At 59.8% G+C, this 24,707-nt stretch carries 21 protein-coding genes; 8 read left to right on the forward strand and 13 right to left on the reverse strand.

Annotated features, from left to right (window positions below; translation table 11 throughout):
- Positions 1-13 precede the first annotated feature (13 nt).
- Positions 14-1,429: a replicative DNA helicase gene (gene dnaB / locus TAN611_RS21290; RefSeq protein ID WP_105232830.1), complete on the reverse strand. Its 1,416-nt coding sequence runs from the start codon at positions 1,427-1,429 to the stop codon at positions 14-16.
- Positions 1,430-1,666: 237 nt separating this feature from the next.
- Between dnaB and TAN611_RS21295 the strand changes: the two genes are divergently transcribed.
- Positions 1,667-2,653 carry a quinone oxidoreductase gene (locus TAN611_RS21295; protein WP_203066980.1) on the forward strand — a complete coding sequence of 329 codons (987 nt, stop codon included), beginning with the start codon at positions 1,667-1,669 and terminating at the stop codon, positions 2,651-2,653.
- 300 nt (positions 2,654-2,953) lie between these two features.
- Here TAN611_RS21295 and pspG read toward each other — a convergent pair whose 3' ends face one another.
- On the reverse strand, positions 2,954-3,172 hold the full coding sequence (gene pspG / locus TAN611_RS21300) for an envelope stress response protein PspG (RefSeq protein ID WP_105232832.1): 219 nt from the start codon (positions 3,170-3,172) through the stop codon (positions 2,954-2,956).
- A 162-nt stretch (positions 3,173-3,334) separates the two neighbouring features.
- A complete protein-coding gene (gene dusA / locus TAN611_RS21305) occupies positions 3,335-4,288 on the reverse strand; it encodes a tRNA dihydrouridine(20/20a) synthase DusA (protein ID WP_232251698.1) in 954 nt (317 codons plus the stop codon).
- A gap of 302 nt (positions 4,289-4,590) precedes the next feature.
- Between dusA and zur the strand changes: the two genes are divergently transcribed.
- Positions 4,591-5,100, forward strand: coding sequence for a zinc uptake transcriptional repressor Zur (gene zur, locus TAN611_RS21310; protein ID WP_105232834.1), 510 nt, complete (start codon positions 4,591-4,593; stop codon positions 5,098-5,100).
- A gap of 28 nt (positions 5,101-5,128) precedes the next feature.
- Here zur and dinF read toward each other — a convergent pair whose 3' ends face one another.
- The 3 genes from dinF to TAN611_RS21325 all read right to left on the reverse strand — a co-directional run bounded on the left by dinF (position 5,129) and on the right by TAN611_RS21325 (position 7,653).
- The gene (gene dinF / locus TAN611_RS21315; RefSeq protein WP_187043963.1) at positions 5,129-6,475 is read right to left on the reverse strand and encodes an MATE family efflux transporter DinF; all 1,347 of its coding nucleotides are present in this window, start codon (positions 6,473-6,475) and stop codon (positions 5,129-5,131) included.
- 92 nt (positions 6,476-6,567) lie between these two features.
- Positions 6,568-7,176, reverse strand: a complete 609-nt coding sequence (gene lexA, locus TAN611_RS21320; protein ID WP_105232836.1) for a transcriptional repressor LexA — start codon at positions 7,174-7,176, stop codon at positions 6,568-6,570.
- 108 nt (positions 7,177-7,284) lie between these two features.
- Positions 7,285-7,653: a diacylglycerol kinase gene (locus TAN611_RS21325; RefSeq protein ID WP_105232837.1), complete on the reverse strand. Its 369-nt coding sequence runs from the start codon at positions 7,651-7,653 to the stop codon at positions 7,285-7,287.
- Between the two features lie 128 nt (positions 7,654-7,781).
- Between TAN611_RS21325 and plsB the strand changes: the two genes are divergently transcribed.
- Positions 7,782-10,244 carry a glycerol-3-phosphate 1-O-acyltransferase PlsB gene (gene plsB, locus TAN611_RS21330; RefSeq protein ID WP_187043962.1) on the forward strand — a complete coding sequence of 821 codons (2,463 nt, stop codon included), beginning with the start codon at positions 7,782-7,784 and terminating at the stop codon, positions 10,242-10,244.
- A 74-nt stretch (positions 10,245-10,318) separates the two neighbouring features.
- Here the strand turns inward: plsB and ubiA are convergent, their stop codons facing one another.
- The 5 genes from ubiA to malK all read right to left on the reverse strand — a co-directional run bounded on the left by ubiA (position 10,319) and on the right by malK (position 15,408).
- The gene (gene ubiA / locus TAN611_RS21335; RefSeq protein WP_105232839.1) at positions 10,319-11,185 is read right to left on the reverse strand and encodes a 4-hydroxybenzoate octaprenyltransferase; all 867 of its coding nucleotides are present in this window, start codon (positions 11,183-11,185) and stop codon (positions 10,319-10,321) included.
- A 14-nt stretch (positions 11,186-11,199) separates the two neighbouring features.
- Positions 11,200-11,724 (reverse strand): chorismate lyase, encoded by a 525-nt coding sequence (ubiC, locus tag TAN611_RS21340; protein ID WP_111736267.1) that lies wholly within the window; start codon positions 11,722-11,724, stop codon positions 11,200-11,202.
- Between the two features lie 206 nt (positions 11,725-11,930).
- Positions 11,931-12,824, reverse strand: a complete 894-nt coding sequence (malM, locus tag TAN611_RS21345) for a maltose operon protein MalM (protein ID WP_105232841.1) — start codon at positions 12,822-12,824, stop codon at positions 11,931-11,933.
- A gap of 99 nt (positions 12,825-12,923) precedes the next feature.
- Positions 12,924-14,216 (reverse strand): maltoporin, encoded by a 1,293-nt coding sequence (locus TAN611_RS21350; RefSeq protein ID WP_304621754.1) that lies wholly within the window; start codon positions 14,214-14,216, stop codon positions 12,924-12,926.
- Positions 14,217-14,298: 82 nt separating this feature from the next.
- Positions 14,299-15,408 (reverse strand): maltose/maltodextrin ABC transporter ATP-binding protein MalK, encoded by a 1,110-nt coding sequence (gene malK, locus TAN611_RS21355; protein WP_203066982.1) that lies wholly within the window; start codon positions 15,406-15,408, stop codon positions 14,299-14,301.
- A gap of 406 nt (positions 15,409-15,814) precedes the next feature.
- On the opposite strand from malK, the gene malE reads away from it, so the two are divergent.
- The 3 genes from malE to malG all read left to right on the forward strand — a co-directional run bounded on the left by malE (position 15,815) and on the right by malG (position 19,558).
- Positions 15,815-17,011: a maltose/maltodextrin ABC transporter substrate-binding protein MalE gene (gene malE / locus TAN611_RS21360; protein WP_105232844.1), complete on the forward strand. Its 1,197-nt coding sequence runs from the start codon at positions 15,815-15,817 to the stop codon at positions 17,009-17,011.
- A gap of 64 nt (positions 17,012-17,075) precedes the next feature.
- On the forward strand, positions 17,076-18,656 hold the full coding sequence (gene malF / locus TAN611_RS21365) for a maltose ABC transporter permease MalF (RefSeq protein WP_203066983.1): 1,581 nt from the start codon (positions 17,076-17,078) through the stop codon (positions 18,654-18,656).
- A gap of 11 nt (positions 18,657-18,667) precedes the next feature.
- Entirely contained in the window at positions 18,668-19,558 is an 891-nt protein-coding gene (gene malG, locus TAN611_RS21370; protein WP_111736264.1) for a maltose ABC transporter permease MalG, read from the forward strand.
- 75 nt (positions 19,559-19,633) lie between these two features.
- On the opposite strand, the gene psiE is transcribed toward malG, so the two are convergent.
- Entirely contained in the window at positions 19,634-20,041 is a 408-nt protein-coding gene (psiE, locus tag TAN611_RS21375; RefSeq protein WP_105232847.1) for a phosphate-starvation-inducible protein PsiE, read from the reverse strand.
- A 225-nt stretch (positions 20,042-20,266) separates the two neighbouring features.
- Here psiE and TAN611_RS21380 point away from each other — a divergent pair, with 225 nt between their 5' ends.
- Both TAN611_RS21380 and adhP read left to right on the forward strand, forming a co-directional pair.
- The gene (locus tag TAN611_RS21380; RefSeq protein WP_203066984.1) at positions 20,267-21,703 is read left to right on the forward strand and encodes a capsule assembly Wzi family protein; all 1,437 of its coding nucleotides are present in this window, start codon (positions 20,267-20,269) and stop codon (positions 21,701-21,703) included.
- A gap of 144 nt (positions 21,704-21,847) precedes the next feature.
- On the forward strand, positions 21,848-22,861 hold the full coding sequence (gene adhP, locus TAN611_RS21385; protein WP_105232849.1) for an alcohol dehydrogenase AdhP: 1,014 nt from the start codon (positions 21,848-21,850) through the stop codon (positions 22,859-22,861).
- Positions 22,862-22,935: 74 nt separating this feature from the next.
- Here the strand turns inward: adhP and pgi are convergent, their stop codons facing one another.
- Positions 22,936-24,582 (reverse strand): glucose-6-phosphate isomerase, encoded by a 1,647-nt coding sequence (gene pgi / locus TAN611_RS21390; RefSeq protein ID WP_105232850.1) that lies wholly within the window; start codon positions 24,580-24,582, stop codon positions 22,936-22,938.
- Between the last annotated feature and the right edge of the window lie 125 nt (positions 24,583-24,707).

Raw genomic sequence — 24,707 nt, forward strand, 5'->3', positions numbered from 1 at the left:
AGCTGAGGATTAATTATTCATCGTCATATTGCGGGCCGGCATAGTTGTCAAAGCGCGACCACTGGCCGTTAAAGGTCAGACGTACGGTGCCAATCGGGCCGTTACGCTGCTTACCAATAATGATTTCGGCGATCCCTTTCAGATCGCTGTTCTCGTGATACACCTCATCACGGTAGATGAACATGATAAGGTCGGCATCCTGCTCGATGGAGCCGGATTCACGCAGGTCGGAGTTGACCGGGCGTTTGTCGGCGCGCTGCTCAAGGGAGCGGTTCAGCTGCGACAGCGCCACCACCGGCACCTGCAGCTCCTTCGCCAGCGCCTTCAGCGAGCGCGAGATTTCGGCGATTTCCAACGTTCGGTTGTCCGACAGCGACGGTACGCGCATCAGCTGCAGGTAGTCGATCATGATCAGGCTCAGGCCGTCGTTTTCACGGAAAATACGGCGGGCGCGCGAGCGCACCTCGGTCGGCGTCAGGCCGGAAGAGTCGTCGATATACATATTGCGCTTCTCCAGCAGGATGCCCATGGTGCTGGAAATGCGCGCCCAGTCCTCATCGTCCAACTGGCCGGTACGGATACGGGTCTGATCGACGCGCGACAGCGAGGCCAGCATACGCATCATGATCTGCTCGCCGGGCATCTCCAGGCTGAAGATCAGCACCGGCTTGTCCTGCAGCATTGCGGCGTTTTCGCACAGGTTCATCGCAAAGGTGGTTTTACCCATCGACGGACGCGCCGCCACGATGATCAGATCCGAACGCTGCAGGCCGGCGGTTTTCTTATTCAGATCCTGATAGCCGGTATCCACCCCGGTGACGCCGTCATGCGGCGTCTGGTACAGCGATTCGATACGGGAAACGGTGGCTTCCAGGATCTGATCGACGCTTTTCGGCCCTTCGTCCTTACTGGCGCGGTTTTCCGCAATCTGGAATACCCGCGATTCAGCCAGATCGAGTAGATCTTCGCTGGTGCGCCCCTGCGGATCGTAGCCGGCGTCGGCGATCTCATTGGCCACCGCGATCATCTCGCGCACCACCGCGCGCTCGCGCACGATATCGGCATAGGCGCCGATGTTGGCGGCGCTCGGGGTGTTTTTCGCCAGCTCGGCCAGATAGGCGAAGCCGCCGACGGAATCCAGATCGCCCCGCTGTTCCAGCGATTCGGACAGGGTGATAAGGTCAATCGGCTTGCTCATTTCAAGCAGGCGCTGCATCTCGGTAAAGATCAGGCGGTGCGGACGGCTGAAGAAGTCGTTGGCGACCACGCGTTCCGCCACGTTGTCCCAGCGTTCGTTATCCAGCATTAAACCGCCCAACACGGACTGTTCCGCCTCCAGCGAATGCGGCGGCATCTTCAGCCCTTCCATTTGGCGATCGCGCGGTGCCTGAGCCTCGTTAGATTTGTTGGTGGGTTTCTTTCCTGCCATAGTGGGGACGCATTACCTGTTATGAAGTGACAACGCGGCAGTATATACCCTAAATAATTCCAGTTACAGGCAAGCGGCAAGGGAAGCAATCCCGATGCGCTGACTCAGATCGGTGATTCGGGGACTGAGCGCAGCCGACACCGCTGTAACTTGCAGTATGACGGGTATACATTAATGACCCATCGCTATGTCCTAACATTAGGATCTAACGGCGACAGCGCACACTGAGGAGGAGCCATGGCCAAGCGCATTCAGTTTTCCGCCACCGGCGGACCGGAAGTCTTGCAATACGTTGATTTTACACCGCTCGATCCGGTCGCCGGCGAGGTACAGATTGAAAACCGGGCCATAGGTATCAACTACATCGATACCTATGTGCGCAGCGGTTTATACGCGCCGCCATCGCTGCCGAGCGGTCTGGGCACCGAAGCGGCCGGCGTGGTGACCAAAGTGGGCGCCGGCGTCAGCGCGCTGAAGCCGGGTGACCGTGTGGTGTATGCGCAGGCGGCGCTGGGCGCCTACAGCGACGTGCACAACGTGCCGGAAGAAAAAGTGGCGCTGCTGCCCGACAACATCAGTTTTGAACAGGGCGCGGCCTCCTTCCTCAAGGGCCTGACCGTGCACTATCTGCTGCGGCAGACCTATAACCTGCAACCGGGGGAAACTTTCCTGTTCCACGCGGCCGCCGGCGGCGTCGGGCTGATCGCCTGTCAGTGGGCGAAGGCGCTGGGCGCCAAGCTGATCGGCAGCGTCGGTTCGGCGGAAAAAGCGGCGCTGGCGCAGCAGGCCGGCGCCTGGGCTACCATCAACTATCAGCAGGAAGATATTGCCGAACGCGTGGCGGCACTAACCAACGGCGAAAAAGTCGGCGTAGTGTATGATTCGGTCGGCAAAAGCACCTGGCAGGCTTCGCTCAACAGCCTGAAGCGCCGTGGCCTGATGGTCAGCTTCGGCAACGCCTCCGGGCCGGTAACCGGCGTCGATCTGGCGCTGCTGAATCAGAAAGGTTCGCTGTACGTCACCCGCCCTTCCCTTAACGGTTACATCACCAACCGTGCGGAACTGGAATATGCCAGCAATGAGCTGTTTGCGCTGATTGGCAGCGGCGCCATCAAGGTTGAAGTGAGCGACGAGCAAAAATTCGCATTGGGCGACGCGCAGCGCGCGCACCAGCTGTTGGAAAGCCGTCAGACCAGCGGCTCCAGCCTGCTGATTCCAGGCTGATAACAGAAAAGGGCTCCCTCAGGAGCCCTTTCTGATACTGCGTTTTGTAGGGTAGAGCAGAGTCCGCATGAGACAGAGGTTGCTGTTGCAACACGATTATTATTAGGGCTGCCTCGCACGGTGATGAAATTGTCAGCATCACTTCACTGCTATGGCGCACATCCTAACAGCCGCTAAACGCAAAAAGAACGTTAAACGCATCGCAACGGCGTTTTATCCCTTAAGGTGTGATCTCTGCCGCATTCCCTCTCTGACTTATTACGTTGTTTTCATCATGACTGACTGATAAATCAGCAAAAATCAATAGCGCCGTATCTGCGGCTTTTGCAACGAGCGATAAATCCACACGCCGACCACCGCCAGAATCAGCCACGGCAACAGCTTAATCACCATCGCAAACAGGCCGCCCAGCAGCATAAAGGCCGAGGCCACCAGCAGCGCGGCCAACACACCCAGCAGCGAAACGCCGGTGACCAGCAGCATCAGCACGAAGCCGATAAAAAAGAAAATTTCTAGCATGATAAGGAAGCTCCTTGGCAAAACTGGCATCTGCCAACGTTATTACAAGAAGCGTGCCAACCCTGATGCTATCGGCAACCCGTTGAAATGCAATGAAAGCTGCGCCGCAGGACGCGACGCAGCTGGTGAAAATAACCAACAGTTAGCGTAATAAGCGGCGAATTACGCCACCTCACTGCGCGGCTGACGCACCAGACTGAGCGCCTGCTCCACCACGCGCACGTCGGCCCCCGCCTTATGGGCATTCTCACTCAGGTGGCGCCGCCACTGGCGCGCCCCCGGAATCCCTTGGAACAGGCCCAGAATATGGCGGGTGATATGGCCCAGATAGGTGCCGTTCGCCAGTTCGCGCTCGATGTACGGATACAGCGCCTCCACCACCTCTACGCTGTCGCGCACCGCCGCCTGCGAGCCAAACAGTTCGCGATCCACCTGCGCCAGAATGCCCGGGTTCTGGTAGGCTTCGCGTCCCATCATCACGCCATCGACGTGCTGCAGGTGCTGCTGCGCCTCGGCCAGCGACTTGACGCCGCCGTTAATGGCGATGGTCAGCGCCGGGAAGTCGCGCTTGAGCTGATAAACGCGCGGATAGTCCAGCGGCGGCACTTCGCGGTTCTCTTTCGGGCTCAGGCCCGACAACCAGGCTTTACGCGCATGGATGATAAACGTCTCGCACTCGCCGCGGCCGGAGACGGTGTCGATAAAATCGCACAGGAAGGCGTAGCTATCCTGATCGTCAATGCCGATACGGGTTTTCACCGTTACCGGAATCGACACCACGTCGCGCATCGCTTTAACGCAGTCCGCCACCAGCGCGGCCTGCCCCATCAGGCAGGCGCCGAACATACCGTTCTGTACCCGGTCGGACGGGCAGCCGACGTTCAGGTTGATCTCATCATAGCCGCGCTGTTCCGCCAGTCTGGCGCAGTGCGCCAGCGCCGCCGGATCGCTGCCGCCCAATTGCAGCGCCAGCGGGTGTTCCTCGTCGCTGTACGCCAGATAATCCCCTTTGCCGTGAATGATCGCGCCGGTGGTCACCATTTCGGTATACAGCAGCGTCTCTTTGCTCAGCAGGCGGTGGAAATAACGGCAATGACGGTCGGTCCAATCGAGCATAGGCGCGATGGAAAAGCGGCTCGCGCTAAACGGCCGTTCAGTGCCGTTTGAGTCGGCAAGCGGAGAGTGTTCTGGTGTTAACGAATCGGTCATTACGGTATCTATTCAGCATCAGGCGGACAAAAAAGTAATCGCTGATTATAACGTAAACCGTCGCCGAGGCGAAACCGGCGCGGCGCGCGGCATTATCCTGCTGAAAATTGGTTATTTTTGTGGTCGAAGCGACAAGAAAAACCACCGGCTATCGGTGATTTGCCGCAGGCATGGTAAAATCGCATTTTTAACGTACCGGGATATTCGCCATGACCCCAACCAACCAGGAAAAGCTGCTCGCGCAGGCAGAACGACTCTGCCAGCAACGCAATGTGCGCCTGACGCCACAACGGCTGGAAGTGTTACGCCTGATGGCGCAGCAGCCCGGTGCGATCAGCGCCTACGATCTGCTCGACCTGCTGCGCGTCGTGGAACCGCAGGCCAAGCCGCCGACGGTATACCGCGCGCTGGATTTTCTGCTGGAACAGGGATTTATCCACCGCGTCGAGTCGGCCAACAGCTACGTGCTGTGCCACCACTTCGAAGAACCGATGCATACCTCGGCGCTGTTTATCTGCGACCGCTGCGGCCAGGTCACCGAGCGCCCGACGGAGGGCGTGGAAGAGACGCTGCAAAAGCTGGCGCAGGAATCCGGCTTTGTGCTGCGTCACAGCGTGGTGGAAGCTCACGGCCTGTGCGCCGGCTGCGTTGAGGTGGAAGCCTGCGACAGCCAGCATGACTGCGATCACGACCACAGCATCGTGGTGAAGAAGAAGTAACCCGCCAAGCGGCTTACTGCGCATAACGCTAAGCCGCCTTCCCCTGCGCAAACCAGGTGCCGTTGACGCGGTGCCGGTGCCAAATCCAACCGAGCGCCGCGCCGCGCAGCCCCAGAAAGACGCACAGTGCCAGCCACAGCCCGTGGTTGCCCAACAGCGGCAAACTCAGCAGCGTCAGGCCATAGCCCGCCGCCGCCACCGCCATGCTGTTGCGCATCTCTGCGCCGCGCGTCGCGCCGATAAACATGCCGTCCAACAGATAACACCATACCCCAATCAGCGGCAGCACCATCTGCCACGGCAGATAGTGGGCCGCCAGTGCGCGCAGCTCCGGCAGCGACGTCAGCATATTGACGATATGCTGCCCCGCGCAGGCGTACACCAGCGCAAAGCCCAGCGCCACCAGGCAGGACTGACGACAGGCGGCGCGCCAGACCAGACGCAGCTGGCTGTCGTCACGCGCGCCGTAGGCGTGCCCGGAGTGCGCCTCAACCGCATAGGCGAAGCCGTCCAACGCGTAGGCGGTAAAGGTCAGCAGGTTCATCAGCACCGCGTTGACCGCCACCACCTCGCTGCCCAGGCGGGCGGCGAAAATGGTCAGCGAAGCGAAGCACAGCTGCAGCAGCAGGGAACGCAGCATGATATCGCGGTTGAGCGCCAGCAAACGGCGCACGTTGCCGCGCCAGGCGTGCCGCAGCATCGACGGCGAAATGCCGCGCATGCGCATCACGCGCCAGCTGAGCCACAGCCCGAGCAGCAGGGTGGCGTATTCAGATACCGCGGTGGCCGTGGCCGCACCCTGCACATTCCAGCCCAGCCCCATCACCAGCCACAGGTCCAGCACGATATTCAGCAGGTTGCCGACAATCAGCAGGATCACCGGCGCGCGCACGTACTGGACGCCCAGCAGCCAGCCCAGCAGCACCATGTTCGCCAGCGCCGCCGGCGCGCTGAGCCAGCGGATCTCCAAGAACGCGCGCGCCTGCGTCAGCACCTCGCCGTCACCGCCGACGATCTGCAGTGCGAGATCGATCAGCGGGTGGCGCAGCAGCACAATCGCCAGCCCGGCCAGCAGCGCCAGCAGCAGCGGCTGCATAAAAGCGCGCGCCAGCGCCTGCGGGTTTTGCGCCCCCAGCGCCTGCGCCGTCAGTCCAGTGGTACTCATGCGCAAAAACAGCAGCAGCATAAACAGGAAGCTGGTGACCATCGCCCCCACCGCCACGCCGCCCAGATAGACCGGGCTGTCGAGGTGGCCGATCACCGCGGTATCCACCAGCCCCAGCAGCGGCACGGTAATGTTGGAGAAGATCATCGGCAGCGCCAAACGCCACAGGGCTTTGTCCGTGTCGCTGGTCAAGGAGGCAAGCAGGCGCATAGTCACATGTTCCCGTAGCAGAAAGGATGGGTCAGATAAGAAATAACATCGCCCCGGACGTGGCCGGGGCGATTAAACGCGGGGGATGCGCTTTAGATCCAGTCACCGTTGCGGATGACGCCGACGGCCAGACCTTCGATGGTGAAATTCTGTTCGCGCAGGTCAACCTTGATCGGCGTGAACTCGCTGTTTTCCGGCAGCAGCTCGACCAGATTGCCGCTGCGTTTTAAGCGCTTCACCGTCACTTCGTCTTCGATGCGCGCCACCACCACCTGGCCGTTGCGTACGTCCTGCGTTTTATGCACCGCCAGCAGGTCGCCGTCCAGAATGCCGATATCACGCATCGACATGCCGTTAACCCGCAGCAGGAAATCCGCGTTCGGCTTGAACAGCGACGGATCCACCTTGTAGTGCCCTTCGATATGCTGTTGCGCCAGCAGCGGTTCGCCGGCGGCGACACGACCGATCAGCGGCAGGCCGTCTTCATCTTCCATCAGCAGGCGGATGCCGCGCGAGGCGCCGGAAACGATCTCGATCACGCCCTTGCGGGCCAGCGCCTTCAGGTGCTCTTCGGCGGCATTAGGCGAGCGGAACCCCAGACGCAGCGCGATCTCGGCACGCGTTGGCGGCATGCCGGTTTGCGAGATATGCTCGCGAATCAGATCGTAGACCTCTTGCTGCCTGGTAGTTAGTGCTTTCATTCCGCCCCCTGTTTGTTTATACAGTCTTGCTGTGAGTATATACAGGTGAACGCGGATTGGGAACCGGAGAATGAATAAAAATCAGGGATTAGCGCACCGCTTCGCAAATCAGGCGAAATGCCGCCACAGCAGCGTTACCCAGACGAACAGCGCCAGGATAATACTCAGCGACACCGCCGCCGATCCCATATCCTTGGCGCGGCCGGACAGCTCATGGTAGTCGGTGCCGACGCGGTCGACGATCGCCTCAATAGCGCTGTTGAGCACCTCTACGATCAGCACCAGCAGCACCGAGCCGATCAGCAGAATACGCGCCACGGCGTCGATATCCAGCCACAGCGCCACAATCACGGCGATAACCACCGCCACCGCCTCCTGGCGAAACGCCGCCTCATTGCGCCAGGCCGCCGTTAATCCTTGATACGAGTAACCCGCTGCTTTAATGATACGGGTCAAGCCGGTTGTTTGATTTGCCATTTTGCTGTGTGCCTTTTACAAGAGGTCAGTCATAATTTTAACGGTTCGGGGTTCTTTAACACCACAGATCTGTTACCCGCTTTCTGGTATGCTTGCGGCGCATTGCTAACAAGAGGCTTCACATAGTTATGTCAGGTTGGCGTAAAATTTATTATAAATTATTGAATCTACCACTCAAACTGCTGGTAAGAAGCAAAGTTATCCCTGCGGATCCGGTCACGGAGCTGGGGCTCGATCCCTCACGACCGATTCTGTACGTTTTACCTTACCACTCCAAGGCTGATCTGCTGACGCTGCGCGCCCAGTGCCTGGCGCAGGATCTGCCCGATCCGCTCGAACCGCTGGAGATCGACGGCGCGGTGCTGCCCAGCTACGTGTTTATCCACGACGGCCCGCGCGTCTTCCGCTACTACACGCCGAAGGAAGAGTCGGTAAAACTGTTCCACGACTATCTGGACCTGCACCGCAACAACCCGGGGCTGGATATTCAGATGCTGCCGGCATCGGTGATGTTCGGCCGCTCTCCGGGGCGCGAAGGCCAGGGCACCCCACATCTGCGCCTGCTGAACGGCGTGCAGAAATTCTTCGCCATTTTATGGCTGGGCCGCGACAGCTTCGTGCGCTTCTCCAATACCGTGTCACTGCGCAAGATGGCGACCGAACACGGCACCGATAAAATTATCGCGCAGAAGCTGGCGCGCGTCGCGCGTATGCACTTCTCACGTCAGCGTCTGGCGGCGGTAGGGCCGAGCCTGCCGGCGCGGCAGGATCTGTTCAACAAGCTGCTGGCCTCCAAGGCGATTGAAAAAGCTGTGGAAGACGAAGCGCGCAGCAAAAAGATCTCCCACGAGAAGGCGCAGCAAAACGCCATCGCGCTGATGGAGGAGATCGCCGCCGACTTCTCCTATGAAACCGTACGTCTGTCGGACCGCGTGCTGAGCTGGACCTGGAACCGGCTGTATCAGGGCATCAACGTCACCAACGCCGAGCGCGTGCGTCAGCTGGCGCAGGACGGCCACGAAATCGTCTACGTGCCCTGCCACCGCAGCCATATGGACTATCTGCTGCTGTCCTACGTGCTGTATCACCAGGGGCTGGTGCCGCCGCATATCGCCGCCGGCATCAACCTGAACTTCTGGCCGGCCGGGCCGATTTTCCGCCGGCTGGGGGCGTTCTTTATCCGCCGCACCTTCAAAGGCAACAAGCTCTATTCGACGGTGTTCCGCGAATACCTCGGCGAGCTGTTTACCCGCGGCTACTCGGTGGAATACTTCGTCGAAGGCGGCCGTTCCCGCACCGGCCGTCTGCTGGAGCCGAAGACCGGCACCCTGTCGATGACCATTCAGGCGATGCTGCGCGGCGGCACCCGGCCGATCACCCTGGTGCCGATCTACATCGGCTACGAGCACGTGATGGAAGTGGGCACCTACGCCAAGGAGCTGCGCGGCGCAACCAAAGAGAAAGAGAGCCTGCTGCAGATGCTGCGCGGCCTGCGTAAGCTGCGCAATCTGGGCCAGGGCTACGTCAACTTCGGCGAACCGCTGCCGCTGACCCCCTACCTGAACCAGAACGTGCCGCAGTGGCGCGACTCCATCGACCCGATCGAAGCGCAGCGCCCGAGCTGGCTGACGCCGACGGTGAACGATCTGGCGGCGAAAATCATGGTGCGTATCAACAACGCCGCCGCCGCCAACGCCATGAACCTGTGTTCGACCGCGCTGCTGGCCTCGCGCCAGCGTTCACTGACCCGTGAACAGCTGATCGAGCAGTTGGACTGCTATCTGCAGCTGATGCGCAATGCGCCGTACGCCGACGACGTGACGGTGCCGGACCATTCGCCGGCCGAGCTGCTGGACCACGCGCTCAACATGAACAAGTTCGAGGTGGAGCAGGACAATATCGGCGATATCATCATCCTGCCGCGTGAGCAGGCGGTGTTGATGACCTATTACCGTAATAATATTCACCACCTGCTGGTGCTGCCGTCGCTGATCGCCAGCATTGTGATGCATCACCGCCACGTCTCGCGCGCCGAACTGCTGCGCCAGATCGGCCTGATTTATCCGATGCTGAAGGCCGAACTGTTCCTGCATTACGATAAGGAACAGCTGCCGGAAGTGCTGCAAACGCTGACCGACGAAATGGCGCGTCAGTCGCTGATTTGCGTCAACGGCGACGAGCTGTCGCTCAACGCCGCGCGCATCCGTCCGCTGCAGCTGCTGGCGGCCGGCGTGCGTGAAACGCTGCAGCGCTACGCCATCACCATGTCGATCCTCAGCGCCAACCCGAGCATCAACCGCGGCGCGCTGGAAAAAGAGAGCCGCATTATGGCTCAGCGTCTATCGGTGCTGCACGGCATCAACGCGCCGGAGTTCTTCGATAAGGCGGTGTTCTCCACCCTGGTGGCGACGCTGCGCGAAGAAGGCTACATCAACGATATCGGCGATGCGATCCGTGAGCACACCATGGAGGTTTACACCATGCTGAGCGACCTGATCACCCCGGAGATCAAACTGACGATTGAAAGCGTCAGCACGCCGCCGGAACCTGAAGCGCTGCCGGCCGAAACGGACGCCAAGAGCGCCGAATAAACCGACGCGGCCATAACGAAAAAGGCACCCATCAATCGGGTGCCTTTTTTTATCAGCGCATGGCGTCAGTATCGTCAGATAAAGCTCAGCACCACGCCGATAAACACCACCAGCCCGACGTAGTTGTTGTGCAGGAAAGCGCGGAAACAGGCGTCACGGTCGCGGCCGGCGATCTGCTGTTGCTGATGAATAAACAGCGCGCCCGCCAGCAGCAGCGACCAGTAAAACGCTCCGCCCAGCTGCGACAGGTAACCAATCCACAACAGCAGCAGCAGCGTAGCGAACTGCAGCAGGCCGACAATCAGTTTGTCGAAACGGCCGAACAGCACCGCGGTGGATTTCACGCCGATCTTCAGATCGTCGTCGCGGTCCACCATCGCGTACAGCGTATCGTAAGCCACCGTCCAGCAGATATTCGCCAGCAGCAACAGCCAGCAGCTCAGCGGCAGCGATTCGCTCACCGCAGCATAGGCCATCGGGATGCCCCAGCCGAAGGCTGCGCCCAGCACCAGCTGCGGCAGATTGGTCACCCGCTTCATAAACGGATAGATCCACGCCAGCGCCAACCCGGCCAGCGACAGGGCGATAGTCATGGTATTGAGCGTCAGCACCAGCGCGAAGGAGATCAGCACCAGCACCACAAACAAAATTTTCGCTTCTTTCTCCGTAACCCGGCCGCTGGGCAGCGGACGGTTGGCAGTGCGTTTCACGTGTCCGTCAAAGGCGCGATCGGCAAAATCATTCACCACGCAGCCCGCCGCGCGCATTAAAAATACGCCCAGTACAAATACCAGCAAAATGGGGAACGACGGTACGCCCTCGCCCGCCAGCCACAGCGCCCACAGCGTCGGCCACAGCAGCAGCAGCGTGCCGATCGGTTTATCAATGCGCATCAGGTGGCAATAGGCCCGCCATTTACTTTGGCTAATGCTTCCTTCCAAGATCTCGTTCCCCCTTAGGCCGGTTCGCTGCCGTCCGCTTCATACAGCGGTGCGTCAGGTAAAAACAGTTCGGTCAGCAACAGCGGTTTGCCCGCCAGCCGCAGGCGGGAACGCCGCGCCCACAACCGATCCTGCCTGCCGACCAAAATATAGTCGCGGGTCAGCGCATCGCTGCTGAACAGGTAACGCCCCAGCGGCACGGTGCCCAAATCAACCAGCGCCTGATCGGGGCCGGTCAGCGTTTCCAGCGGGATCACCGTTCTGCCAAGCAGCCAGGGCCGGTCGTCACCCAGCAGGACGATTTCGCGCAGCCAGTAACGCGGGCTGTCCGGCAGATGTTCCGCCTCTTCTCCCAGCTCCTCGCGGCTGACAAAGCCCTCGCGCTGCGGCTCAACCCGCACGCAGCGACAGTGTTTCTCGAAGCGCTGCGTCATCGATCCCAGCTCCATCAGCCAGTCATTGATCGCGGCGGGCACGGGAGAATGCTGCTCGGTGAGCCATTCCAGCGGGGGCAAAATGGATTCGCTATTGCCTGGCATTGTTCTACTCCAACGGTCGGCAACATACGTCAACAACGTACATCATCGACACTACAAACGGTTAACAGGCGGCCATTGTAACGCAGAAAATTAAAAGCGGCAGAATGATTCGTGGTATCCCGCCGGCAGGAAAAAGCACGGCCGCCAAACGAAAAAAGGTGCGCCATAGCGCACCAATCATCGAGCCAGCATCGGCAGCGTGGGGATTACCCCTTGCCTTTCACACTGCTGATAAAGGTGTTACGCGCAGTGGTGGAACCCAATTTTTCCGCTTCATTCATCAGCTTCAGCGCTTTGTCGATATCTCCCGCCTTCACCGCCTGTCTGATGCCGTTATTGAAGTAGCTTTCGGTGTCATTCAGCATCGGTTCCGCCGGTGCGGACGCCGTCGCCCTGGCCGGCTGCGCCGTGGCACCGACCGTGACCGGCGGCGTGCTCGACGCCGCAGGCAGCATGCCGATCATGATATTGCCGCTGCCCTGCTCGGCGCTGACCTTCAGCTTCAGCAGGCCGCCGCCGGCGTGGCGGGCAATGGGATCGGGAATATCCGGCACCGCGTTGCCGACGCCGCGCGCATAGGCTTTCGCCGGATTGGTCAGCCGTGTGGTTTTAGCCAGATCCTGCCGCGTGGTGTACACCAGCAGGTAAATCTGCTTTTGCCCCAGCGCCGGCGTCAGCTTCATGGTGCCCTCCAGCCGGTCTGCCGACATCACGCCCGGCGGCTGGTACGGAAAATAGCTGCTGGGATAGTAGGCCGCCGGGCGCCGCTGCTCATCCAGCACCAGTACGCTCGGCGCATACAGCGCATTATCCCTGGCGATGCTGCTCAGGGTGATCTCCAGTGAGCCACGGTCGGCCGGCAGCGTATACGCCGCTACCGCGCCCTGAATATCGCCCTGACGAATCTGCGGGCTGGCGTCGTTCAGCGTCACGTCCTGTTTCACCGGCGGCACCAGCGGCTGCCAGGGCAGGTTTTGCAGCGCGGCGGCGCTGATGGCCGGCGCAACGGCGACATCGGCTGGCGTCGCGGCATTGGCGGCCGGCGACAGGCTGACGGCCAGCGCAGCGGACAGATAAAACGACAACAGAGTTTTGTTCATTGTTATATCCCCATACCTTCCGGCGGTCGGCAGGCAAGCGCCGCGCCGCCGGTAATCAGAGAGGGAAAGAGGCACCGGCCCCTTCCCTGCGTGCGGTCGTTACCACCAGATTTCCATCTGCGCGCCGAAGGTGACTTCATCATCGTCGCCACGGCTGAAGGTGTGCGCGCTGCTGTCGCGGTAGGCGGTGCCGGAAGCGTAGGCCGCGCCGGAATCGTCGGTGGCGTAGCCCCATTTTTCATCCCACTTGGCGTAGGTGGCGAACAGACGGATCGCCGGACGCGACCAGATGCTGTCGCCTGCCTGCCACTGCTGCGCCAGGGTGATTTTGTACTGGCTGTTGCGGTCACCGGTGCGCTGGGATTTCACGTTGTCGTAGCCCGCTTCCAGCAGGGTGCTCATAATCGGCGTCCATTTGTACATCGGGCGTACGCCCACGGTGTACCAGGTGCTGCCGTTGTCATTATCGCGGTCGACATCCTGATACATCGCCACATACATCAGCGCCCACTTGTCATTAAAGTCGATGGCGCCGTGATCCAGCACGCGGAACATATTGCCGTTATTGTTGACCGAGGAGCCTTCGTTGCGGCCGTTGTTCTGCGAGCTCATGGCGTCCGACGCGTACTGCATGACGAACTTGTTGTAGCCGTTCAGGATGCTCTGGGTATGCTCGGCGGTAAACATCCAGCCGTCCTTCGACGCGCCGTCCGCCAGGTGGTAACCGTCCTGCACGTTGGCGCGGCCGTAGTCCACCCCTAACTCCAGCGTACCGCCGGGGTTGGTTTCCAGCCCGGCCAGCCGCACGTCAAACACATCGTTGACCGTCGGACGCTCGTCCCACTCGTTGTACAGATAGCCGTAAGAGCCGCCGGATTCGCCGTTGCGGGTCACCGCCATCGACAGTTTGCCAAAGCCCAGATCGACATTTTCCAGACCGGCGCCCGGGCCGGAGATATCCCAGTAGTAGAAGTCGATCATATGAACATCGTGACGCTGATAGAAACGCTTACCGGCCCACAGGGTGGAGCCAGGCAGCCATTCGATCAGGTTTTTACCCTGCACGTTCACTTCACGAAAGCCCGGCGTGGTGTCTTCCCAGTCGCTGCGCTGCGATACCGAGTAGGCCAGATTGGTGTCGAAGTAGAAGCTTTTATCACCGTCTTTCCACACTTCCTGGCCCAGCTTCAGCTCGGCGTAGGTTTCACACTCGTTGCCGAGACGGTATTTACTGCCGGCGCCGGTGGCCTGGAAGCATTGCTGCTCCCCGCCGCTGCCGCTCCAGCCGATGCCGGAACGGGCATAGCCTTTAAAATCGACCGCCATCGCCTGCGTGGTCAGCACGCCGGCGGCGACTGCCAACGCCAGAGGAAGTTTGCGCAGAGTAGTCATCATTATTCTCCTGTTATACAGACCGTTCCCCACGGCGCGCCCGCAGCGACCACGCGCGGAACAGGCCGGGGTGCGTGGCGCTTTAAACGCCCGGCTCGCGATAGCGGCGCTGGCAGGCGGTTCCGTCTTCACGGAACAGGTGGCAGCGCTGTAACGGCAAGCCGATGGCGAATGTGGCGCCTTCTTCTACCAGCACCACGTCGTTCTGGCGGTAAACCAGGTTCTGACGAATTGCCGGGATTTGGATATGAATCTGCGTTTCGTGGCCAAGCTGCTCCACCACCTGTACCTCGCCGCTGAGCTGCACATCGCTCTCGCCGCTCGGCAGCAGGTGTTCCGGGCGAATGCCGAGCGACATATTGGCGCCGACCTCCACCCGCTCGCCGTCCACCGGCAGCCAGACCCACTGCCGGTTGGGCAGTTCAACCTGCACCTGCTGCGGCTCTACCGCCGTTACCTTCACCGGCAGAAAATTCATCTTCGGCGAACCGATAAAACCGGCGACGAAGCGGTTGGCCGGGTAGTGATATAGCTCCAGCGGCCTGCCGACCTGCGCCACGCGCCCGGCATCCAGCACCACGATTTTGTCCGCCAGCGTCATCGCCTCGACCTGATCGTGGGTGACGTAAATCATGGTGCGCCGCAGGCGCTTGTGCAGACGGGAGATCTCAATGCGCATCTGCACCCGCAGCGCGGCGTCGAGGTTGGACAGCGGCTCATCAAGCAGGAATACCTCCGGCTCCGCCACCAGCGTGCGGCCAATCGCCACCCGCTGACGCTGCCCCCCGGACAGCGCCTTCGGCCGCCGGTCCAGCAGATGCGCCAGCTGCAGCACTTCTGATACCTGGTTTACCCGCTGGCCAATCTGCGCTTTGCTGGCGCCGGACAGCTTCAGGCCGAACGACATGTTGTCGGCCACCGACAGGTGGGGATACAGCGCGTAAGACTGAAACACCATGCCGATGCCGCGCTCCGACGGCGGCACCTCGTTCATCCGCCGCTCGCCGATCAACAGATCGCCGGAGGTAATGTCCTCCAGCCCGGCAATCATGCGCAGCAGCGTCGATTTACCGCAGCCCGACGGCCCGACAAACACCACAAATTCGCCGTCGTCGATGGTCAGGTTGACGTCCCTGGAAATCACGGCCTCGCCAAAGGCCTTATAAACGCTGCGCAGTGTGACGCTAGCCATGCGTAACTCCCCTGCTTTCGCAGTTACAGTGCCGGGTGAAAGGGACGAAGCGCTCTCCGTCCAACCCCGCGCTCTGCGGGATGCTCCCGGGTAATCAAAGTCATGGGCCGATGGTGGGCGAATCGCCGCCGCGGGTAATCATCCGCAGCCGGATTTTTCATGGGGGAGGAGACGGGAGGATGAGGAAAGCAGCGCGGGGAGGAGCGGCGACGCACGTCAGACAAATCTGTGATCCGTTTGGCAAAAACGGCCGGCATTTTTTGTGCCGAAGGCCACAGAATGGAACGGAGTGTTAACTGGATCACATAACTCAGCGATGGGGCGTAGAGCATAGGAGGATGAGCGGCACGCCGGTTGTGGCCCACTATTTGCCAACTTACCGCAGTGCCCACAGAAGGATTGGACTATGACTCGTACTATGACTACCGCCGCCCGCACGCTGGTGCTGTCGGCGCTGACGACGTTGGCGCTTTCATCCTCGGCCTTTGCCAAAATCGAAGAAGGCAAGCTGGTCATCTGGATCAACGGCGATAAAGGCTATAACGGCCTGGCCGAGGTCGGCAAAAAATTTGAGCAGGACACCGGCATCAAGGTGACCGTCGAGCACCCCGATAAACTGGAAGAGAAATATCCGCAGGTAGCCGCAACCGGCGACGGCCCGGACATTATCTTCTGGGCGCACGACCGCTTCGGCGGCTACGCGCAGTCCGGCCTGCTGGCGGAGATCCACCCGTCCAAAGCGCTGCAGGACAAGATTTTCCCGTTCACCTGGGATGCGGTGCGCTACGACGGCAAACTGATCGGCTACCCGATTGCCGTAGAGGCGCTGTCGCTGATTTATAACAAGGATCTGATCAAACAGCCGCCGAAAACCTGGGAAGAGATCCCGGCGCTGGATAAGCAGCTGCGCGCCAAAGGCAAAAGTGCCATCATGTGGAACCTGCAGGAGCCCTACTTCACCTGGCCAATCATCGCCGCCGACGGCGGCTACGCCTTTAAGCAGGCCAACGGCAGCTACGACGTGAAAGACGTCGGCGTCGATAACGCCGGTTCACGCGCCGGCCTGCAGTTTATCGTCGATCTGGTGAAAAATAAGCATATCAACGCCGACACCGATTATTCGATCGCCGAAGCCGCCTTTAACAAAGGGCAGACCGCGATGACCATCAACGGGCCATGGGCCTGGGGCAATATCGACCAGAGCAAAATCAACTACGGCGTCGCAGTGCTGCCAACCTTCAAAGGCAAGCCGTCGAAAGCGTTCGTCGGCGTACTGACCGCCGGTATTAACGCCGCCAGCCCGAATAAAGAACTGGCGACCGAGTTCCTGGAAAACTACCTGCTGACCGACCAAGGGCTGGCGGATGTCAACAAAGACAAGCCGCTGGGCGCGGTAGCGCTGAAGTCCTTCCAGCAGCAGCTGGCGCAGGATGAAAAGATCGCTGCCACTATGCAGAACTCGCAACACGGCGAAATCATGCCGAATATTCCGCAGATGAGCGCGTTCTGGTATGCGATGCGCAGCGCCGTACTCAACACCATCAGCGGCCGCCAGACGGTGGACGCCGCGCTGAAAGACGCCCAGACCCGCATCAATAAATAAGCCCGGCCCTCCCCCTTCCCGCACGGGAGGGGGGAGCGGGTTACGTAGACAGAGGGAACACCCTATGCAATTCGCCCACGCCGGCTTGCCGACGCGCCAAAAATCGAAGTGGTGGCAGCATGACGGACTGAAATGGCTGACGATTGGCCTGTTCAGTCTGGTTACCTGTTATCTGATTGTGTTGATGTATGCACGGGGGGAATATCTTTTCGCCATCATGACGCTGATCCTGGTCAGCGCCGGCCTGTATATTTTCGCCAACCGCCGCGCTTATGCCTGGCGCTACGTCTACCCCGGCGTGGCCGGCATGGGGCTGTTCGTCCTGTTCCCGCTGATTTGCACCATCGCCATCGCCTTTACCAACTACAGCAGCAGCAACCAGCTCACCTTCGAGCGTGCGCAGTCGGTGCTGATGCAGCGTCAGTTGCAAACCGGCAAGACCTTTACCTTCGGCCTCTACCCGACGGCCGATCGGCAGTGGCAGCTGCTGCTGACGCACCCCGACAGCGGTGAATCGCTGCTTTCCACACCGTTCAGCCTGAATAACGCCAATGCGCCGCAGCAGGTGACGCTGACCGTCTCCGACGCCGCGCCCGCCGGCGAACGCGCCACCTTGCGCGTGATTACCCAGCACCGTCAGGCGTTGGGTCAACTGTCTGCCCAACTGCCGGACGGCGGCGTGCTGCGGATGAGCTCGCTGCGCCAGTTCTCCGGCACCGGCCCGCTGTACACGCTGGCCGACGACGGCAAAACGCTGACCAATAACCAGACTCAGGTGCAGTACCGGCCAAACGACGACACCGGCTTCTACCAGGCGGTGAATGCCGACGGGCAGTGGGGACAGGAAACCCTCAGCCCTGGCTATACCGTCGTCAGCGGCTGGAAGAACTTCCTGCGGGTGGCGCAGGATGAGGGCATCAAGCAGCCGTTTATTTCGATCTTTATCTGGACGCTGGTGTTTTCACTGCTGTCGGTGGTGCTGACCGTCGCGGTAGGCATGGTGCTGGCCTGCGTGGTGCAGTGGGAAGCGCTGAAGGGCAAAGCCGCCTACCGCGTACTGCTGATCCTGCCCTACGCCGTGCCGTCGTTTATTTCCATCCTGATCTTCAAAGGGCTGTTCAACCAAAGCTTCGGCGAAATCAATATGATGCTCAGCGCGCTGTTCGGCATTAAGCCGGCCTGGTTCAGCGATCCGCTGACCGCCAAGAGCATGATCCTGATCGTCAATACCTGGCTGGGCTACCCCTACATGATGATCCTGTGCATGGGCCTGCTCAAAGCGATCCCGGAGGATCTGTATGAAGCCTCGGCCCTCGACGGCGCCGGGCCCCTGCAGAACTTCTTCCGCATCACTTTCCCGCTGCTGATCAAGCCGCTGACGCCGCTGATGATCGCCAGTTTTGCCTTTAACTTTAATAACTTCGTGCTGATCCAACTGCTGACCAACGGCGGTCCAGATATGATCGGCACCACCACGCCGGCAGGCTATACCGATCTGCTGGTCAGCTACACCTACCGCATCGCCTTTGAGGGCGGCGGCGGACAGGACTTCGGGCTGGCGGCCGCCATCGCCACGCTGATTTTCCTGCTGGTCGGCGCGCTGGCGATTCTGAATCTGAAAGCCAGCAAAATGAACTTTGATTAGGGAGAACACCCATGGCTATGGTCCAACCAAAATCCCAGCGCCTGCGTCTGTGGCTGACCCATCTGGCAATGCTGAGCTTTATCGCCCTGATCATGTTTCCGCTGCTGATGGTGGTGGCGATTTCGCTGCGCGCCGGCAACTTCGCCACCGGCAGTCTGATCCCGGATCAGGTCTCCTTCGACCACTGGCGGCTGGCGCTGGGCCTGAGCGTTACCCACGCCGACGGCAGCGTAACGCCGCCGCCCTTCCCGGTGCTGCTGTGGCTGTGGAATTCGGTGAAGGTAGCGGCGATCACCGCCATCGGCATCGTCACGCTGTCGACCACCTGCGCCTATGCCTTTGCGCGCCTGCGCTTTCGCGGTAAAAGCGCCCTGCTGAAAAGCATGCTGATTTTTCAGATGTTCCCGGCGGTGCTGTCGCTGGTCGCCCTGTACGCGCTGTTTGATCGTCTGGGCCAATACCTGCCGTTTATCGGCCTCAATACCCACGGCGGGGTGATTTTCGCCTATATGGGCGGCATTGCCCTGCACGTCTGGACCATCAAGGGCTACTTCGAAACCATCGACAATTCGCTGGAGGAAGCGGCGGCGCTGGACGGCGCCACGCCGTGGCAGGCCTTCCGCCTGGTGCTGCTGCCGCTGTCGGTGCCGATCCTGGCGGTGGTATTTATTCTGTCGTTTATCGCCGCCATCACCGAGGTGCCGGTCGCCTCACTGTTGTTACGCGACGTGAACAGTTACACGCTGGCGGTGGGGATGCAGCAATACCTGAATCCGCAGAACTATCTGTGGGGAGACTTCGCCGCCGCGGCGGTGCTGTCGGCCATTCCGATTACCGCCGTCTTCCTGCTGGCGCAGCGCTGGCTGGTGGGCGGCCTGACCGCCGGCGGGGTTAAAGGGTAATGTAAGAAAATCACGAGGGGTTTCACACTGTGCCTGTGTCTTTGGCGTCCCGGGCGGGACGCCTTTTTTAGGCCACTATTCGCGCTTGAGCCGATCGGTATTGGCCAGATACAGCGTCGCCACCAGCAGCATGATCGCCCCGGCGTAAATCAGCGTATCAAAGGGATTCTTATGATCGACGATGATCAGCCGGATAATCGCGGTAATGCCGATATAGATAAAGTAGCGCAGCGGAAAGTGGTAACCCGACTCAAAGTACTTAACAATCAAAGCAATAAACTCAAAGTACAGGAAGTAGATCACGATGCCTTCAATCAGCAGATACGATGAAGACTCCTCGTTATTGATAAATAACACCTTCGCCAGATGGATGGTTTCCTTCACCAGGAATACCACCAGGATCGCCGCCAGCAGCAGCAGCCCGACGTTCAGTACCCGCTGTAAGCCTTTAGCAATTGCTATCGACCGCGACGTCTTTGCCATGTTTCTCTCCAATCCGAACCTCAAAAGAATGAACTGCACCTAACTATAGGTATTATCTTAAAAATCACGCTAACGCTACCACACAATATAATCACCATAATAACAATAACTTATAGAAAGCATTCATCATTGGATATATTTGTAGCAAATTGAAATGTCATCTATTATGGGGCACAGAACTTTACATAAAATCTACAATTCCCTGACTCAGGAAAGGAAATTTTTATGCGCGCTAAACTCAATGGACTGGTCGCCGCAGGCTTGTTTACCTGTGCCTTGACCAGCCACGCCAGCGGTCTGGTCACTCCTGATAACGATCTGCGCAACGATCTGGCCTGGCTGTCCGATCGCGGCGTGATCAACGTCAGTCTGTCCACCTGGCCGCTCAGCCAGGAAGAGATTAACTCCGTACTGTCGCAGGCTAAACCGGTCACCAATACCGAAAAGAACGTGATTGACCGCGTTCAGCGCCGCGTTGGCGAACTGAAATCCAATATCCGCATCAGCGGCTATGCCTCCACCGATAAACCCGGCACCCCGCAAGGCTTCGGCCAAAATGAGTATGCTGACGATCGTCTGACCGTCGGCGTCGGCGGCAGCGGCGAATACTGGGATGTGCGCCTGCAAGGTTCAGTGGAAGGCGACCAGCGCGTCAGCGACGGTTCCAAGTTTAATATGCAAGGTTCCTACGGCGCGCTAAAAGTCTGGAACCAGTGGATCTCCTTCGGTGAAGTCTCTCAGTGGTGGGGCCCGGGCTATGATGGCAGCCTGATCCGCTCTGACGCCGCGCGTCCGGTTACCGGCTTTATGATGCAGCGCGCCGACCAGTCGCCGTTTGAAACCCCATGGCTCTCCTGGATCGGCCGCTGGCAGTACCAGATTACCGCCGGCCAGCTCTCCCAATATACCTCCATACCGCACACCAAGCTGATTGGCGGCCGTTTCACCATGATGCCGACCGACTTTATCGAACTGGGCGCATCCCGCATCATGCAATGGGGCGGCCAAGGGCGTCCGGAGTCCTGGAGCTCGTTCTGGGACGGCTTTACCGGCAAGGATAACGATGACTCCGGCCAGGGTAACGATCCGGGCAACCAGCTGGCGGGCTTTGACTTCAAGCTGAAGATGCAGCCGTTGATCGGCCTGCCGGTCAGCCTGTACGGTCAGTTGATCGGTGAAGATGAAGCTGGCCTGCTGCCGTCGAAAAATACCTACCTGCTGGGCCTGGAAGGCCACCCTGAGTGGGGCCCGAACACCATCAACTGGTATATCGAAGGCGCTGATACCCGCGCAGACCGCGATCGTGAAGGCTATGTGTATAATCACTACACCTATAAAGGCGGTTACTACCAGCAGGGTTACCCGCTGGGCCACGCGATGGGCGGCGACGGCCAGATGCTGTCCGGTCGGGTAGAGCTGGTGCTGGACGACGGTCAGCGCTGGAGCACCCGGATGGTATACGCCAAGGTGAACCCACGTAATATGGCGATCAACCAGGCCTTCCCGCGCTCGGATACGCTGAAAGGCATTCAACTGGGTTGGGGCTACGACTTCGATTCGCAGGTGAAATTCGATACCAGCCTGTGGTACACCGATAACAACAACAGCACCGCAGACGACGTTGGCGCCGGCATCAGCCTGGAAGTGCCAATCAATCTGTAATCGCTGATCCTATCCTCGTTACCATGCCGGCCGGTGCCTCACCGACCGGCATTTTTCTTTGCCCCGCTTTCTTTTGCCCAGCCCCCCATCGCCACGCCGATTCTGCGCTATCTTTTAAGTTTGCGATCGTTCAGGAGACTCATAATGAAAGCTGCAGTTGTTAATCAGGATCACTCGGTCGGCATCGTGGATAAACAGCTGCGCCCGCTGGAACACGGCGAAGCGCTGCTCAGTATGGAGTGCTGCGGCGTCTGCCATACCGATCTGCACGTCAAAAACGGTGATTTCGGTGATAAGACCGGCGTCATCCTCGGCCATGAAGGCATCGGCGTGGTGAAGGCGATCGGCCCCGGCGTCAGCTCGCTGAAAGTTGGCGACCGCGCCAGCGTCGCCTGGTTCTACCAGGGCTGCGGACACTGCGAATACTGTAACAGCGGCAACGAAACCCTGTGCCGCGAGGTGAAGAACGCCGGCTACAGCGTGGACGGCGGGATGGCTGAAGAGTGCATCGTGGTGGCCGACTACGCGGTAAAAGTGCCGGACGGGCTGGATTCGGCGGCCGCCAGCAGCATCACCTGCGCCGGCGTCACCACCTACAAGGCGGTGAAAATATCGGGCATTGCCCCCGGCCAGTGGATTGCCATTTACGGCCTGGGCGGCCTCGGCAACCTGGCGCTGCAGTATGCGAAAAACGTCTTTAACGCCAAGGTGATCGCCATCGACGTCAATGACGCACAGCTGAAATTCGCCAGCGAAATGGGCGCCGATTTGGTGATTAACTCCCGTACGGAAGACGCGGCGCAGATTATCCAGGATAAAGTCCAGGGCGCGCACGCCGCGGTAGTGACTGCGGTAGCCAAGGCGGCATTCAACTCGGCGGTGGACGCCATGCGCGCCGGTGGCCGCATCGTTGCCGTCGGCCTGCCGCCGGAGTCGATGAGCCTGAATATCCCGCGGCTGGTGCTGGACGGCATTCAGGTGGTCGGTTCGCTGGTCGGCACCCGTGAAGATTTAAAAGAGGCGTTTCAGTTCGCCGCCGAAGGCAAGGTGGTGCCCACCGTTACCAAACGTCCGGTGGAGGATATCAACGCCATTTTCCAGGAAATGGAACAGGGCAAGATCAAAGGCCGCATGGTGATCGACTTCCTGTCCCGCTGAACTCCGGCAGCCAACCGGCAATAAAAAAACCCGCCGCGGCGGGTTTTTTGTTATTCACGGACGCGGTTCAAGCCTTAGCGCCACGCTTTAAAGCGGTTGATCAGGCCGTTGGTGGAGCTGTCGTGGCTGCCGATCTGCTCACCGCCCGCCAGTTCCGGCAGGATGCGGTTAGCCAGCTGTTTGCCCAGCTCCACGCCCCATTGGTCGAAGGTGAAGATATTCAGGATCGCGCCCTGGGTGAAGATCTTGTGCTCATACAGCGCAATCAGGCTGCCCAGGCTGAACGGCGTGATCTCACGCAGCAGGATGGAGTTGGTCGGACGGTTGCCCTCGAACACTTTGAACGGCGCCACATGCTGCACCTCTTCCGGCTTTTTGCCCTGCGCGGCAAATTCCGCCTCAACGGTCTCCAGCGATTTGCCGAACGCCAGCGCTTCGGTCTGGGCGAAGAAGTTGGACAGCAGCTTGGCGTGATGGTCGCTCAGCGGGTTATGGCTGACCGCCGGCGCGATAAAGTCGCAAGGAACCAGTTTGGTGCCCTGGTGAATCAGCTGGTAGAACGCATGCTGACCGTTGGTGCCCGGCTCGCCCCAGATGATTGGGCCGGTCTGGTAGTCCACCGGATTGCCGTTGCGATCGACATACTTGCCGTTGGATTCCATATTGCCCTGCTGGAAGTACGCGGCAAAACGGTGCATATACTGGTCATACGGCAGAATGGCTTCGGTTTCAGCGCCGAAGAAGTTGTTGTACCAGATGCCGATCAGCGCCAGCAGTACCGGCAGGTTCTGCTCCGCCGGCGTCTGCGCGAAGTGTTTATCCATCGCATGCGCGCCGCTCAGCAGCTGTTCGAAGTTGTCAAAGCCGATGGACAGCGCAATCGACAGGCCGATGGCGGACCACAGGGAATAACGGCCGCCGACCCAGTCCCAGAATTCGAACATGTTGTCGGTGTCGATGCCGAACTCGCCGACCGCTTTGGCGTTGGTCGACAGCGCGGCGAAGTGTTTGGCCACGTGCTGCCGATCGCCCGCCGTCTGCAGGAACCAATCGCGCGCGCTGTGGGCGTTGGTCATGGTTTCCTGAGTGGTGAAGGTTTTGGAGGCCACCAGGAACAGGGTCGTTTCCGGGTTCAGCGGCTTCAGCGTTTCGGCGATATGGGTGCCGTCAACGTTGGAGACAAAGTGCATGTTCAGGTGGTTTTTATACGGGCGCAGCGCCTCGGTCACCATGTAAGGGCCCAGGTCGGAGCCGCCGATACCGATGTTGACCACGTCGGTGATCGCTTTACCGGTATAGCCGGTCCACGCGCCGCCGATCACGCGTTCGCAGAACTGCTTCATCTTCGCCAGCACCGCGTTCACTTCCGGCATCACGTCTTTGCCGTCAACGATAATCGGCGTGTTGCTGCGGTTGCGCAGCGCCACGTGCAGCACCGCGCGGTCTTCGGTGCGGTTGATTTTTTCGCCGGAGAACATGGCTTTGATCGCGCCCTGCAAATCCGTCTCTTGCGCCAGCGCCTGCAGCTTGGTCAGCGTCTCCGCGGTAATGCGGTTTTTGGAGTAATCCACCAGCATCTGGTCGTCGAAGGTGGCGGAGAACTTGGAGAAACGCTCGCTATCCTGGGCAAACAGATCGCCGATCTGTACGTCTTTCATTTGTTCAAAATGTTGCTGCAGGGCTTGCCAAGCAGCGGTTTGACTAGGATTGATATTTTTCATAGCAACGCTCTTATGCTTGAGAATGAATATGACGTAATTGTCCGATTGTAGCCTGTTAGAGCGTGATTATGATCTCTTTTCTTGCGATAGGCGCTAACTGTCAATGCGTAGCCGCATCGTTTCAG

Source organism: Serratia sp. Tan611, assembly GCF_905188235.1.
Lineage (GTDB): Bacteria > Pseudomonadota > Gammaproteobacteria > Enterobacterales > Enterobacteriaceae > Serratia_B > Serratia_B rhizosphaerae.